Annotated in this window: 10 protein-coding genes; all 10 read right to left on the bottom strand. The window is 69.0% G+C overall.

What is annotated here, in order from left to right:
- Positions 1–186 precede the first annotated feature (186 nt).
- The gene (locus tag AB0C25_RS22450) at positions 187–1,857 is read right to left on the bottom strand and encodes an alpha-galactosidase (RefSeq protein ID WP_357376040.1); all 1,671 of its coding nucleotides are present in this window, start codon (positions 1,855–1,857) and stop codon (positions 187–189) included.
- A gap of 286 nt (positions 1,858–2,143) precedes the next feature.
- Positions 2,144–3,130 carry a LacI family DNA-binding transcriptional regulator gene (locus AB0C25_RS22445; RefSeq protein WP_357246122.1) on the bottom strand — a complete coding sequence of 329 codons (987 nt, stop codon included), beginning with the start codon at positions 3,128–3,130 and terminating at the stop codon, positions 2,144–2,146.
- Positions 3,131–3,546: 416 nt separating this feature from the next.
- Positions 3,547–5,670, bottom strand: a complete 2,124-nt coding sequence (locus AB0C25_RS22440) for a family 43 glycosylhydrolase (protein ID WP_357376038.1) — start codon at positions 5,668–5,670, stop codon at positions 3,547–3,549.
- A gap of 340 nt (positions 5,671–6,010) precedes the next feature.
- Positions 6,011–7,513 (bottom strand): L-arabinose isomerase, encoded by a 1,503-nt coding sequence (araA, locus tag AB0C25_RS22435; protein ID WP_357376036.1) that lies wholly within the window; start codon positions 7,511–7,513, stop codon positions 6,011–6,013.
- Between the two features lie 26 nt (positions 7,514–7,539).
- Entirely contained in the window at positions 7,540–8,529 is a 990-nt protein-coding gene (gene yjfF, locus AB0C25_RS22430; protein WP_357376034.1) for a galactofuranose ABC transporter, permease protein YjfF, read from the bottom strand.
- Positions 8,526–9,596, bottom strand: coding sequence for an ABC transporter permease (locus AB0C25_RS22425; RefSeq protein WP_357376032.1), 1,071 nt, complete (start codon positions 9,594–9,596; stop codon positions 8,526–8,528). The genes yjfF and AB0C25_RS22425 overlap by 4 nt, the downstream gene beginning before the upstream one ends.
- Complete coding sequence (locus AB0C25_RS22420; protein ID WP_357376030.1) at positions 9,593–11,134, bottom strand: sugar ABC transporter ATP-binding protein; 1,542 nt, start codon at positions 11,132–11,134, stop codon at positions 9,593–9,595. Before AB0C25_RS22420 ends, AB0C25_RS22425 begins: the two co-directional genes overlap by 4 nt.
- Positions 11,135–11,324: 190 nt before the next feature.
- Positions 11,325–12,329 carry an ABC transporter substrate-binding protein gene (locus tag AB0C25_RS22415; protein ID WP_357376028.1) on the bottom strand — a complete coding sequence of 335 codons (1,005 nt, stop codon included), beginning with the start codon at positions 12,327–12,329 and terminating at the stop codon, positions 11,325–11,327.
- A gap of 189 nt (positions 12,330–12,518) precedes the next feature.
- Positions 12,519–14,201, bottom strand: coding sequence for a ribulokinase (araB, locus tag AB0C25_RS22410; protein ID WP_357376026.1), 1,683 nt, complete (start codon positions 14,199–14,201; stop codon positions 12,519–12,521).
- Between the two features lie 478 nt (positions 14,202–14,679).
- Positions 14,680–14,880: a hypothetical protein gene (locus AB0C25_RS22405; RefSeq protein WP_357376024.1), complete on the bottom strand. Its 201-nt coding sequence runs from the start codon at positions 14,878–14,880 to the stop codon at positions 14,680–14,682.
- Between the last annotated feature and the right edge of the window lie 318 nt (positions 14,881–15,198).

Genomic DNA, 15,198 nt, shown 5'->3' with positions numbered 1-15,198 from the left:
ACCAAGCCGGACCGCCACAGCGCGGGGCTACCCCCGGGCAAGACCGCCGCCGGGTGGCCGCACCACCGGCCCGGACGGTCGGCGGACGCGACGGTGCCCGCGGACGACGGGCGTCGTCCGCGGGCACCGGGGTGGAGCCGGATCAGGTGGGCTGCCGCGACCTGGTCGGTCGACGGACCCGGTCGGCTATCGCTGCGTCCACCGCTGGTTGGCCGCCGCGGTGCAGTTCCAGAGGATCACCGTGGTGCCGTTGGCCGTGCCGTTGCCGTTGACGTCGAGGCAGAGCCCGGACTGGGCGCCGCTGATCGTGCCGTTGGCGTTGACGGTCCACCGCTGGTTGGCCCCACCGTTGCAGTCCCAGATCTGCACCTTGGAACCGGCCGCGGCGTTCGTGGGCGCGTCCAGGCACTTGCCGAGCGCCTGGAGGGTCTGACCGTTGACGGTCCAGCGCTGGTTGGCGGCGCCGTTGCAGTCCCAGATCACCGGCTGGGTGCCGTTGGTGGTGTTGCTGTTCGGAACGTCCAGGCAGCGGCCGGAGGCGGCGCTGGCGAGCGCGCTCGACGTGCCCGGCGGCGGGGTCGTCGGCGGCGGGGTCGTCGGAGGAGTCGTCCCCCCACCGCTGACCCGGTAGACCACCGTGCCGTGCGCCGGAACACTGGCGCTGATGGTGCCGCTGCTGGAGGTGGTGGCACCGGACCACGCCTCGACCAGCGTGAACGAGCTCCCGGACTTGCCGACGGCGGCGGCCGTGGTCGAGATCGTCGTCGTCGAGCCACCCTGGTTGAACAGGGCGACGGCGACGTCACCGTTGGCGAGCCGCTTGGCCAGCACCCGGCGGGTGCCGTCGAACGACACCTGCGTCCCCTGCAACCCGAGCGAGTCCTGGTTGATCGCGATCAGGTTGGCGTTCTTGAGGATGGTCTGCGTCGCGGAGTTCATGTTCCGGACGTCGTTGCCGGCGATCAGCGGAGACGCCATGATCGCCCACATGGCGAAGTGGCTGCGCATCTCCGTGTCGTTCATGCCGCCGCGACCGACCTCCATCATGTCCGGGTCGTTGAACCCACCCGGCCTCGCGTAGGACGCCAACGGAACGGTCACGTTGATGATGTTCTGGATGCCCATCGGGTAGCCGTTGGTCTGGCCGGTGTCCCAGGCGTTGGTGATGTCCTCGGTGGTACGCCACATGTTGGCCACATCGCCCCAGTTGCGCTGCGGGCCGGTCTTGGCGTGGATGCTGTTCGAGTTGATGCTGTAGACGATCGGTCGGCCGGTGGCGGCCAGCGCGTCACGCATCTTGGCGAAGGTCGCCACCTGGTCGTTGATGCTGCCCTCCGGCGAGCACCAGTCGTACTTGAGGAAGTCGACGCCCCAGGCGGCGAACTGGCGTGCGTCCTGCACCTCGTGGCCCCGGCTGCCGGTTGCTCCGGGGTAGGCGCCGAAGTACTGGGCGCAGGTCTTGTCGACGGGCACCTGGTAGATGCCGAACTTCAGGTCCCGGGCGTGCAGGTAGTCGCCGAGCGCCTTCATCCCGCTGGGGAACCGGGTGGGGTCGCCCTGGATGTTGCCGGAGCTGTCCCGGTTGGGGTTGAACCAGCAGTCGTCGACCACGACGTAGTTGTAGCCCAGGTCCCGCATGCCGCTGCTGACGATCGCGTCCGCCGTCTGCCGGATCAGCGCCTCGTTGATGTTGCAGCCGAACGAGTTCCACGAATTCCAGCCCATGGGGGGAGTACGCGCCACCCCGTTGTCCAGTGCCTGCGCCGCTGGGGCGCGGAGGCCGACCAGAGCACCGGCGACAAGCACTCCGGCCGCCAGTACGCTCCCCCAGCGTCGACCTCGGGTGATGCGGTTCATCGAGCCTCCTTGTCGGTGGCGCCCGCCCGTGACTACGATCTGACTGGTGGGGCGATAGCTGGACGCCAAATCTTGTTAGCGTTAACAGAGACGTCCATCATGTTACGGCCACATTTCACGAGGTTCAATACCTCGCCACCAGTTGCATTGCCTTCGGTCGATGAAAAAAGTCAGCGCTCGATTGAGCGTCGTCTTACCGACGGTGACGAGCCAGCAGTACGGCGACGTGCTGCGAACGCCGACAACCTCCGGTCACCCCGCCCAACAGCCTCCGGCTGGGACCGACTCAACTCCGCGGTGGGGCGACGCTCTCGCGGGCGACCAGGGCCGGGGCGATGGTCTGCCGCATCGCCCCGCCGGTGCCCGTTTCGATCTGGGCCAGCAGCATCTGCAGGCTCGCCCGCGCCACCGCGTCGAAGTCGGGGCGGACGGTGGTCAGCGGCGGAATGAAGTACGCCGCCTCCGGCACGTCGTCGAAGCCGACCACGCTGATGTCGTGCGGCACCCGCCTGCCGAACTCGTGCAACGCCCGCAGCACGCCCAGCGCGAGATGGTCGTTCGAGGTGAAGACCGCCGTGACCTCCGGCATCCTCGCCAACATCTGCCCGCACCGGTAACCCGATGCGGCGGACCAGTCCCCCGGCATCAGCGGCGGCGGGTCCACCCCGGCTGCCAGCAGCGCCTCCCGCCAACCGTCGATCCGGCCGACACTGTCGAACCAGTCGAACGGCCCGGAGACGTGCCAGACGGTGCGGTGCCCCGCGTCGAGCAGATGCTGGGTCGCCGCCCGGGCGCCCGCCACCTGGTCGACCGTCACCAACGGGACCGGGCGGCTCGGGTCGCCGTCGACCGTGACCAGCGGGACATCCTGCGGCAGGTGTTCCAGCGCCTCACCCGCCGACTCCACCGGCGCGATGACCACGATGCCGGCAACCCGGTGCGACAGGTGTCGCTCGACGGCTGCCGAAATTGAGCGGTGGTCCAGGTTTCGCACGCTGCCGACACTCACCGCGAAACCCTCTTCGGCGGCGGTCTGCTCCAACGCGGCCAACATCGAGGCCGGACCGTAGAGCGTCGTGTTCTGTGCGACCACCCCGATGACCTGGGATCGGCCGGTCACCAGGGCACGAGCGGCGCCGTTGGGGCGATAGCCGAGTTCGGCGATCGCCGCCCGCACCCGAAGCCGGGTCTGCTCACGAACGTTGGGGTGCCCGTTGAGCACCCGCGACACCGTCTGATGGGAGACACCGGCCAGACGAGCGACATCTGTCATCGCGGGACCGTGGACGGCCATTTCACTCTCCCCGCTACGTCTCCGGCCCGCGGCCCGTCGACGTCGACTGGAGCGGCCCGGCCCGATCCCCCTCGCTCAGCCACCACGCCGGTGCTGAATCCCAGGTGACCAGCGCTGAATCGCCGTCAGTCTACGCCAGCATCCGCTTCGAATACGGGACGGCTGTGCCCGGATGTGCTACGCATCGAAAGCCGCACAAGGCATTTCCCACCCGCCGTACGCGGGCATCCGGCTCGCGGTTACGGGCTGCGGTGGCACGCCAGCCTGCTCCACGCTCCTGGAGAGAGCGTGGAGCAGGGCCGACTGGAACATGACCTGGTGGCGCCGACTCCGTGTGCCGACTGGGCCGGCGCTCGTCGACGCCACCGGTCAAACCGATCGTTGTGTGACCGGTGTCACGGCGTCGACAGGTTGAAGCTGCGGACCGTGACCGCGCCGCCGAGCGCCGACGTCGCGTGGTTGAAGATGGCGAACCGGTAGCCCATGAAGAACTGCCAGTTGTTCGCCAACGTCAGGGTGTTGCCGAACGAGGTGAAGTTGACCCCGTCCGTGCTGTACGAGAAGCGGGCCTGGCGGCCGGACCCGGGTCTGATGTCGGCGTTGGCCCGCAACCAGATCCGGCCACCGGAGACGGCGGTGCTCGCCACCTCACTGCCGGTGCTCGTGGTGTTCCAACTGCCGTCCATCGTGAGCCCGTTCTGCATGACCAGACGGGTGGACCCGTTGTCCCGCCGGACCCCGATCCAGGCCGACGAGTTGCGCAGCACCGCCAGGCCGGTGCGGTCTCCGTCGCGCATCGTGGAGTAGTCCAACTCGATGGTGGCGGTCGAGGTGGGGCCCTGGATCCGGTGGGTCAGCGTGTTGCGCGCCTTGTACAGGTCGCCGGTGACGGTGGCGGTCTGCAGGTTCAGCCCGTTGTTCACCGACCACTTGCTGGTGTCGGGGTTGTGGTTCCACTCCCACTGCGGGCCGAGGGTGGTGCCGGCGAACGTGTCGGTGCCGGTGAGCGGCTTGACCGCTCGCGGCGGCGCCGGCAGGTTCGGCTTCGGGTACGTGGTGCCCCACGTGCCGTTGACCGTCTGCAGCACCGGCCAGCCGTCGCCGGTCCAGGTGATCGGGGCCAAGGCCGGCATCCGACCACCGGGGTACGCGTCGACGAAGGACATGTAGTACCAGTCGCCGTTCTGGGTCTGCACCAGTCCGCCCTGGTGCGGCACGCCGCCACCGGAGATCGGGCCGGGCAGGTTGAGCAGCACCTGCCGCTGCTCGTACGGGCCGAACGGGCCGTTCGTCGACTTCAGCACGTACTGGCCGTTGGCCGGGCGGGTGAGCCAGATGTAGTAGGCGCCGTTGCGCTTGTAGAAGCGGGCGCCCTCGAGCGTCCCGATGCTCGACGGCGTCTGGTACACCTGCTGGGCCCGGACCTGGGACTTCCCGTCGGCGGAAAGCTGGGCGACGCTGATGGTGCCGTTGCCGTAGGCGACGTACGGGGTGTCGTTGTCGTCGAACAGCAGGCCGGCGTCGTAGTAGCAGTTGGGGATGGTGGTGTGCTTGCTCCACGTGCTGTCGACGGCGGACGCGGTGTAGATGTGGGTCTGCGCGAAGTCGATGCACCCGGCCCAGTAGTACGTCTTGTTGCTCGGCCGGTAGTTCAGGGTCGACGCCCAGATCCCGTCGACGTACGCGTTACTGCCGCCACTCATGTCGTACTTCGAGCCGAAGTCGAGCTTGGGCACCGAGTGACCGGCGAACTCCCAGTTCACCAGGTCGTACGAGCGCAGCACCGGGGCGCCCGGCGAGTAGTGCATGGTGGACGCCGACATGTAGTAGGCGTTGTCCACCCGGATGATGTCGACGTCGGCGAAGTCCTGCCAGACCACCGGGTTCGTGTACGTGCCGTTCGACGGGGGCGGCGTGGTGGTGGGCGGTGGCGTCGTGGGGTCGGTCCCGCCGTCGACGCGGACGAGCTGCCACTGCTGGTTGGTGCCGTTCCAGTCGGCGTACTGCACGATGTTGCCGCCGTCGGCGGTCGAGGCGCCCTGCACCTCCATCGCCTTGTTGCTGTTGCGGTTGATCAGCCGGACGTAACCGCTGTCCGAGTCGGCCAACCGGAACTGCTGGTTGGTGCCGTTGTTGTCAGACCACTGCACGATCGCCCCGCCGTCGGCGGTCGAGCGGCCGGAGACGTCCAGCACCTTGCCCGACAACCTCGACTTGAGCCGGTAGTAGCCACCGCCGGAGTCGACGAACTGCCACTGCTGCTGGTTGCCGTTGTTGCGCGTCCACTGGGTGATCCGCGCGCCGTCGTTCGTGGCCAGGTTGTACACGTCCACTGCCTTGCCACTGTTGCGGTTCACCAACACGTACCACGCGCTGGTGTCGACCGTGGCCGCTGACGCGGGCGACGAGGCGACGGCCGCAGCCGCGCCACCGACCACCAGCACCATCGCGGCGACGGCGAGTCTCGTGAGCCACCCTCGCCGTGGTGCACCCCGGGGAACCCGACCGATGGAAAGCATGATCCTCCTCTGCTGACGCGAACCGTGCGGTCTGGGTCGGCGTCCGCGGCACCGGGCGGGGCACCGAGCTGACCACGCCCGGCCATGTGATCGCTAACACCGGTTGCCCGACCGTCGCGGTGACGAGGTGCCGAAACCGCGGGGGTAGGACGCGCGCGCGGCCGGACCAGCCAACGACATCGACCATCTTGGCTATAGACTGTGAGCGATAACATGCTGTTAGTCAAGGCGTAACACAATCGCCTCGTGGCCCTGCTGGCGCAGACGCGAACGGGTGGCCCACCTCCGGCCCGCAGGCCGGGATGGACCACCCGTCATGGACGCGGCCGGGCCGCGCCGGTCAGAAGCCGCGGGCCAACCGGTAGTAGGCCTGGTTCCAGCGGATCTCGTCGGCGAAGCGGCGGGGCTCGGTGTCCGCGTCGATGACGACGAGTTCGGTACGGCTCATCTCGGCCAGGTCGTGCAACTCCTCCACGCCCACCGCCTGCGACAGCACGGTGTGGTGCGGCGCCCCGGCGGTGATCCACGACTCGGCCGAAACGGGCAGGTCGGGCCGCGGACGCCAGACGGCACGGGCCACCGGCAGTCGACGCAACGGCTGCGGCGGCGTCACCACGTCGATCTCGTTGGCCACCAGCCGGAACCGCTCGCCCATGTCGGCGAGCCCGAGCACCACCGCCGGGCCGGGCGCGGCGTCGAACACCAGCCGGACCGGGTCCTCCCGACCGCCGATGCTCAGGGGGTGGATCTCCACGTTGGGTACGTCGGAGGCGATGGTCGGACAGACCTCCAGCATGTGGGCGCCGAGCACCAACTCCTCGCCCGGGGTGAGGTCGTAGGTGTAGTCCTCCATGAACGACGTGCCGCCGTCCACGCCCACCGACATCGCCTTGAGCGTGTGCACCAGGACCGACGTCTTCCAGTCGCCCTCGCCACCGAAGCCGTAGCCGTCGGCCATCAGCCGCTGCACGGCGATGCCCGGCAGCTGACGCAGGCCCCCGAGGTCCTCGAAGTTCGTGGTGAAGGCCCGGAACCCGCCCGCGTCCAGGAACGTGCGCATGCCCAGCTCCAGGCGGGCCGCGTACCGCAACGAGTCGTGCCGGTCGCCGCCGGGCAGCAGGTCGCTGCCGATGCGGTAGGTGTCCTGGTACTCCTTGACCAGGTCGTCCACCTGCGCGTCGGTGACCTCACCGACCACCTCGACCAGGTCGTTCACGCCGTAGGTGTTGACCGAGACCCCGAACCGCAGCTCCGCCTCGACCTTGTCGCCCTCGGTCACCGCGACGTCGCGCATGTTGTCACCGAAGCGGGCCAGGCGCAGCGACCGCATCGCCGACCAACCGAGCGCCGCACGTGCCCACGCCCCGACCCGAGCGGTGACCCGCGGGTCGCTGACGTGCCCGGCCACCGTCTTACGGGCCACACCGAGACGGGTCTGGATGTACCCGAACTCCCGGTCGCCGTGGGCGGCCTGGTTCAGGTTCATGAAGTCCATGTCGATGTCGTTCCAGGGCAGCAGCACGTTGGCCTGGGTGTGCAGGTGCAGCAGCGGCGTCTGCAACGCGTCCAGACCGGAGATCCACATCTTCGCCGGAGAGAAGGTGTGCATCCAGGCGATGACCCCGACGGCACCCTGGGCGGCGGCGTCCCGGCAGACCTGCAGGATCTCACCACTGTTGGTCAGGACGGGCTTCCAGACCACCCGGGCGGGAATCTGCGGCGAGTCGTCGAGCGCGGCCGCGATCTGGCGGGACTGCTCGGCGACCTGCCGGAGCGTCTCCTCGCCGTACATGCCTTGGCTGCCGGTGAGGAACCAGATCTCGGGTTGGGTTTGTGGTGCCATGGGGTTGCCTTCCGCGAGAGGAACTGTCACTTGTAACGGATTCCGATGAGGCGCTGGAGGAGGATGAACGCGAAGAGCAGACCGCCGATCACGATCTTGGTCCACCAGGAGTTGAGGCTCCCATCGAAGGTGATAAGGGTCTGGATCACGCCCAGGACCAGCACGCCCAGCACCGTTCCGAAGACGTAACCCGCGCCCCCGGTGAGCACCGTGCCGCCGATGACGACGGCGGCGATGACGTCCAGCTCCATGCCGACGGCGATCAGTGGCGCACCGGAGAGGGTGTAGAAGGACAACAGGATCCCACCGATCGCGGAGCACAGGCCACTGATCGTGTACACGGCGATCCGGGTCCGCCCCACCGGCAGGCCCATCAGCAGGGCCGACTGGGGGTTGCCGCCGATGGCGTGCACGTTGCGGCCCAGCCGGGTGTAGGCCAGCACGTACGCGGCGACGGCGACCACGACGAAGGCGATCAGCACGCTGATCGACACGAAGTTGCCCTGCGGGTTACCGATCCGCTCCTGCGACATCGAGGTCCAGATCCCGTCGGTGATCGGGATGGACGAGCCGGAGATGAACGTGCACATGCCCCGGGCGAAGAACATCCCGGCGAGTGTGACGATGAACGGCTGGATCTCGAAGAAGTGGATGGCGCAACCCATCAGCAGACCGAGCGTCGGGCCGATGAGCAGGGCGATGACGAGCACCAGTGCCGCCGGCATGCCGTCCTGCAGCAGCGCGGCCGACACCATCGCCGTCATGGCGACGACCGACCCGACCGACAGGTCGATGCCGCCGGTGAGGATCACGAAGGTCATGCCGACCGCGACGACGAGCAGGAAGCCGTTGTCGATGAAGACGTTGAAGATGACCTGCACGTTGGAGAACGCCGTGTACTGCGACACCCCGATGGCGTACATCACCAGTAGCAGGGCGAGCGTCGCCAGGACCGGTATCTGCTTCCTCGGCAGCCGGAACCGGGTACGACCGGCGGTAAGCGTTCCAGTGGTCATGCCGGCACCTGCTCCTTCGGCTTGTCGGCGATGGGGGCGGACGGCGGAACGCTGCGCCTGCGGCGGGCGAACCGGGCCCGGAAGGCCGGCGCCTGGATGAGGCAGACGGCGATGACGACGACCGCCTTGAACAGCAGCGAGGTCTGCGGCGAGATGTTCATGGCGTACACCGAGGTGGTCAGGGTCTGGATGATCAGCGCGCCGAGGATGGTGCCGCTCAGGAAGTATCGGCCGCCGGCGAGGGACGTGCCACCGATGACGACCGCGAGGATGGCGTCCAACTCCACCCAGAGGCCGACGGCGTTGCCGTCGGCGCTGGAGACGTTGGCCGTCATCATGAAGCCGGCGACCGCCGCGCAGACGGCGCTGACGACGTACGCGAGGAAGATGACCCGGCCGGAGCGGATGCCGGCGAGTCGGCTCGCCTCCGCGTTGCCGCCCACCGACTCGATGATCATGCCGAGTGCGGTGCGGCGGGTGAACGCGGCGACGAGCAGTGCCGCGGCGAGGGCGATGAAGATGGCCAACGGCAGGGTCAGCAGGTGACCCAGCCCGATCGCCCGGAACGGCCCGGAGTTGATGGTGATGATCTGCCCCTGGGTGATCAGCTGGGCGAGACCCCGGCCGGCCACCATCAGGATCAGGGTGGCGATGATCGGTTGGATCCCGATCACGGCCACCAGCACCCCGTTCCAGACGCCCAGCACGAGCGCGAGCCCCAACGCCATCGCGAGGGCGATCAGCACCACGGTGAGGCTGTTCTGGTCGGGCTGCTTGCTGATGTACATGCAGGCCATCGCGCCGCTGATCGCGCAGATCGAGCCGACCGACAGGTCGATGCCGCCGGTCGAGATGACCAGGGTCATGCCCAGCGCGACGAGGATCAACGGCGCGCTCAACCGCAGGATGTCGATCGGCGAGCCGTACAGGTGCCCGTCCTTGAGCTCGATGGACAGGAACCCGGGCCGGTAGATCGTGTTCGCGGCGAGCATGGCGACCAGCACGGCCGCGGGCCAGAACAGCCGGTGACCGGTGATCGTCCGGTAGCGGCTCACGGTGTCGCTCATCGGTCTGCCTCCTCGCGGTGGGACCCACTCGCGATGGTCTGCATGATGCGGTCGGCGTTCAGGCTGTCGTCGTTGGCGAGCTGCGCGACCATCTGGCGGTCCCGCATGACGGCCACCTTGTGGCTGAGGCGCAGCACCTCCTCCAACTCGGCAGAGATGAACAGCACCGCCATGCCTCCGTCGGACAGCTGCGTCACCAGCTTCTGGATCTCGGTCTTCGCACCGATGTCGATGCCCCGGGTCGGCTCGTCGAGGATCAACAGCCGCGGCTCGGTGATCAGCCACCGGGCCAGGAGCACCTTCTGCTGGTTGCCGCCGGAGAGGTTGCGGACCGGAACCTCCGGGTCCGCGGGCCGGATGTTGAGTGCCTTGATGTACTTGTCGACCAGCTCGTCCTGGCGACGGCGCGGGATGGGCCGCAGCCAGCCGCGGGCCGCCTGCATGGCGAGGATGATGTTCTCCCGGACCGACAGGTCGGCGACGATGCCCTCGGCGCGGCGGTTCTCCGAACAGAAGCCGACGCCATGGTCGATGGCCTGCGCGGGGGTCCGCAGGCTACTCGTCGTGCCGTCGACCGCGACCTGACCGCCGTCGGTCCGGTCCGCGCCGAACAACAACCGCGCGACCTCGGTACGCCCCGAGCCCAGCAGGCCGGCCAGGCCCACCACCTCGCCGGCGTGGATGGTGAGGCTGAACGGCTCGACCGCCCCCGCCCGGCCGAAGTCCGACACCGCCACCAGCGGGGTGCCCTTCTCCACCGCGGCGAGGTCCCGTCGGGAGTGCTCCTCGATGCCCTCGAGGACGTCGAGTTCCTTGCCGATCATCTTCTCCACCAGGGAGAGCTGGGGCAGCTCGGTGGTCAGGTACTCGCCGACGAGCCCACCGTTGCGCAGCACGGTGATGCGGTCCGCGATGTCGTAGACCTGGTCGAGGAAGTGGGTCACGAACAGAATCGCGATGCCCTCGTCGCGTAGTTGCCGCATGATGCGGAACAACTGGGCGACCTCGCCTGCGTCGAGGCTGGACGTCGGCTCGTCCAGGATCAGCACCCGGGCCTTGATGTCGATGGCGCGGGCGATGGCGACCATCTGCTGGATCGCCAGCGAGTACGAGCCGAGCGGCGCGCTGACGTCGAGGTCGAGGTCGAGGCGGGTGAGCAGGGCTCGGGCGCGGCGGCGAACCTCGCCCCAGCGGACGGCGCCGAGGAGCCGGGGCTCACGGCCGATGAAGATGTTCTCCGCCACCGACAGGTTGGTGCAGAGGTTGACCTCCTGGAACACGGTGCTGACGCCGTGGGCGGTCGCCTGCATCGGCCCGGTGAAGGACACCGGCTCGCCGTCCAGGGTAATCGTGCCCGCGTCGGTGTCGTAGACGCCGGTCAGCACCTTGATGAGGGTCGACTTGCCGGCGCCGTTCTCGCCCATCAGGGCGTGCACCTCGCCGGGAAAAAGCCGGAAGTTGACGTCGTGGAGTGCGCGCACCCCGGGAAAGGACTTGCTGATCCCGGTCATCGTCAGGACCGGACGGCTATCCGTCATCCCATCAGACCTCTTCTGGGGGTTGTCGACGCGGAAGGGCCGCTGCGCTCCCACCGCGCACGCCCGGCCGCCCCTGCGGGGGGCTCGGGCGGGCGTGGCGCGGGTCATCGCGGGTCATGCCCGGTCCGTTCGGATTTATGGGGGAACGAGGCGGGGCCGCCACGCGAGCGCGGCGGCCCCCCGACGTCGATCAGTACTTGCGGGTGGGCAGAGCCTCCTTGGCCTGCGCCTGGGTGAAGGTGGTCTCCTGGGTCTCGATCCGAGCCGGGACCTCTTCGCCCGCGTGGACCTTCTTGGCCAGGTCCATCAGCTGCGGGCCGAGCAGCGGGCTGCACTCCGCGATGAAGTTGAACTTGCCGTCGGCGAGGGCCTGCATACCATCCTTGACGGCGTCGACCGTGATGATGGTGATGTCCTTGCCCGGCACCTTGCCGGCGGCGGTGATCGCCTCGAGCGCACCCAGGCCCATGTCGTCGTTGTGCGCGAACAGCACGTCGATCTGCTTGTTGGCCTTGAGGAACTGCTCCATGACCTGCTTGCCACCGGCGCGGGTGAAGTCACCCGGCTGGGAGGCGATGATCTTCAGGTTCGGGTTGGCGGCGATCGCCTCGCCGAAGCCCTTCTTACGGTCGTTCGCCGGCGCCGCACCGGTGTTGCCCTGCAGCTCGACGATGTTCACCGGACCGGTGGCGGTCTTCTTCTGCTCGACCAGCCACTCACCGGCGAGCTTGCCCTCCTTGACGAAGTCCGAGCCGAGGAACGACTTGTACAGCGACTTGTCGGCCGAGTCCACCGAGCGGTCGGTCAGGATGACCGGGATCTTGGCGTCCTTGGCCTCCTTGAGCACGGTGTCCCAACCGGACTCCACCACCGGCGAGAAGGCGATCACGTCGACCTTCTGCTGGATGTAGTTGCGGATCGCCTTGATCTGGTTTTCCTGCTTCTGCTGCGCGTCATCGAACTTCAGCTCGATGCCCTCCGCGGCGGCGGACTCCTTGATCGAGGTGGTGTTCGCGGTACGCCAGCCGCTCTCCGCACCGACCTGCGAGAAGCCCATCGTGATCTTGCCGTCGTCCTTGGTGTCGCCGCCGCCGGTGTCGCTGTTGCCGCAGGCCGCCATGCTGCCGACGAGCAGCACACTGGCGAGGACCGTGGCAGCGCGCCACGGAGCGGAGTGCATTCGCATCTTGCGCATCGAATCTCCTTGGCTCGGTGTGGTGGGGAACCGCGCCAACCGCCGATGTGCAAGGAGCGGCGTACGCGGGTGTTGCGTGCTGCTACTTCGGGGTGGTGCAGACCGGCGGGTCGGGTGTGGCCGCAGAGGGTCAGGAACCCGCCGGTGGGACTGGTTGGCGACCGTGGACGTCCAGTTCGCCGGCCGCTGTCACGCGACGACCTCCAGCGCGGCCTCCTGGGTCGCCGTGGCGGTCTCGGCCGCCGCGTTGCGGATCGCCCGCAGGCGGAGCATGACGTCGTTGCCGCCGCGACCGAAGTGGTCGTGCAACGCTCGGTACTCGGCGTACAGGGCGTCGTAGGCGCGCGCCCGGTCCGGGTCCGGTCGGTAGACCGCCTCGTGCACCCGGCCCATCGCCTGCGACGCCTCGTGGATCGACGGGAACTCACCGGCGGCGACGGCGGCATGGATCGCCGACCCGAGCGCCGGCCCCTGCGCGGACGCGATGATGTTCAGCGGTCGCCGCGTGACGTCGGCGTAGATCTGCATCAGCAGCGCGTTGTTGGTGAGGCCACCGGCGATCACCAGGTCGTTCACGGCCACACCGGCGTCGACGAACGCCTCGATGATCATCCGCGTGCCGAAGGCGGTGGACTCCAGCAGCGCCCGGTAGATGTCCTGCGGCCGGGTGGCCAGGGTCATTCCGACGATCATCCCGCTGAGGTCGTGGTTGACCAGCAGCGAGCGGTTGCCGTTCCACCAGTCCAGCGCGATGAGCCCGTGCGCACCGACCGGTTGGCTGGCGGCCAGCTCGGTGAGCTGTTCGTGCGAGTCGATGCCGGCCGGGGCGGCGTGCTTGACGAACCAGCCGAAGATGTCGCCGACACCGCTCTGCCCGGCCTCGTAACCCCACGCGCCGGGGCTGATGCCGCCGTCCACCACACCGCACATCCCGGCCACCTCGGCGACCTGCGCGCCGTTGACGACGTGGCAGGTCGAGGTGCCCATGATGGCGACGAGACGGCCGGGCTCCACGGCCTGCGCGGATGCCGCGGTGACGTGCGCGTCGACGTTGCCGACGGCCACCGCGATCCCCTCCGGTAGGCCGGTCCACGCGGCGGCCTGAGCGGTGAGCGCGCCGGCCCGGGCACCGAGCGGCAGCAACGGACCGTCGAGCTTTGTCACGAAGTCGCCGAAGTCGGGGTTGAGCGCGGTCAGGAAGCCCTCGGACGGGTAGTGACCGTCCTGGAGGATGCCCTTGTAGCCCGCGGTGCAGACGTTGCGGGTCTCGGTGCCGCAGAGCTGCCAGACGATCCAGTCGGCCGCCTCGACGAAACGCTCGGCCCGGTCGTAGACCTCGGGGTCCTCCTCGAGGATCTGCAGACCCTTGGCGTACTGCCACTCGGCGGAGATCTTGCCGCCGTAGCGGCCGATCCACGGCTCGGTCCGCTCGTGCGCCAGCGCGTTGATCCGGTCGGCGTGCGGCTGGGCGGCGTGGTGCTTCCACAGCTTGACCCAGGCGTGCGGCCGGTCGCGCAACTCGGCCGTCTCGCACAGCGGGGTGCCGTCGGCGAGCGTCGGCAGCACCGTGCAGGCGGTGAAGTCGATGCCGATGCCAACCACCGCGGCGGGGTCCACCCCCGCGGCGGACACCGCTGCCGGAACGGCGTGGCGCAGCACGTCGCGGTAGTCGTCCGGGTTCTGCAGAGCCCAGTCCGGAGGCAGCGCTCGGCCTCCCGGAAGCGCCGTGCTGATCACGCCGTCGCCGTACTCGTGCACCGCGGTCCCCAACTCGGCACCATCGCCGACACGGACCACCAGAGCTCGCCCGGACAGGGTGCCGAAGTCGACACCGACGACGTAGCGGTCGTCAGCTCCGTCCACACGGTTCATGTTCACCTCCACCGTTAACGGGGATAGTGTTAACGCTCACATCCAGCCTCGTCAAGACATCTAGGCGCAACAGCTCCGTAACGGAACGCGGAAGCCGAGTCGACTCGGGCGCGTCGCTGGCGGACCGCCACAAAGCACGCGAATCCGGTGTCGGCCACCGATCGGGCAGCCGGGGCCGGGGGCCGTCGCACGCACCCTCCACCGATCGGGCAGCCGGGACGAGGCCCGTCGCACGGACCGCCATCGACCGTAAGCCCCTCGACGGGCCGGGCGACGGGGACCGCACCACCGCACCGCCAGACGCCCGCCCGAGCACCGGCGTCTGATGATGTTGGCGATAACATCACCGAGCCGCCGTGCTCCCATGGTCGGACCTCTGGCATCGCTGCCGGCATCACGATGACTCATGAGCGAGCGCTCCCCGGGGGCTTTGGGCTCACCCCGGGGCCGCGCGAGGGGCCGGTGTTATCGATAACATTCAACCTTTGGGCGCGGCCTGGAACGGCCGCGAGCCCACCGGCCGAGCCGGGCGGGGCCGAGCCGGGCCGAGCCGGGCGGGGCCGAGCCGGGCCGGGCCGGGCCGGGCCGGGCCGGGCCGGGCCGGGCCGGGCCGGGCCGGGCCGAGCCGAGCCGGGCCGGGCCGGGCGGGGCGGGGCCGAGCCGAGCGGGGTTGATCCACTCGCGTTCCTTGAAATCGGGGGGTCCCGGGGAGGGAGACCGGCCGACTTCAAGAAATCCGAGTCGATCAAGCCCTCGCGACCAGCCGACGGCCGCCGTCGGGCCGCACTACCGTCGGCCGAGCGTCGACGTCGGCCGCACCACCCTCGGGCCGCACCACCCTCCGGCCGCACCACCCTCCGGCCGCACCACCCTCGGGCCGCACCGCGCGACATTGGCAGCCGGCGACTCGGCCCCGACCCCGGGCGCTCGCTGCACTCGATCCACGTCCTGGACCACCCGGCCGATCAACGTCAATCGACAACGGAGATCGAACAAC

Origin of the sequence: Micromonospora sp. NPDC048839 (assembly GCF_040649915.1) — a bacterium.
Classification (GTDB): Bacteria; Actinomycetota; Actinomycetes; order Mycobacteriales; family Micromonosporaceae; genus Micromonospora.
Note: the sequence above shows the minus strand (reverse complement) of the source record. Positions and strands in the feature narration are given on the sequence as shown.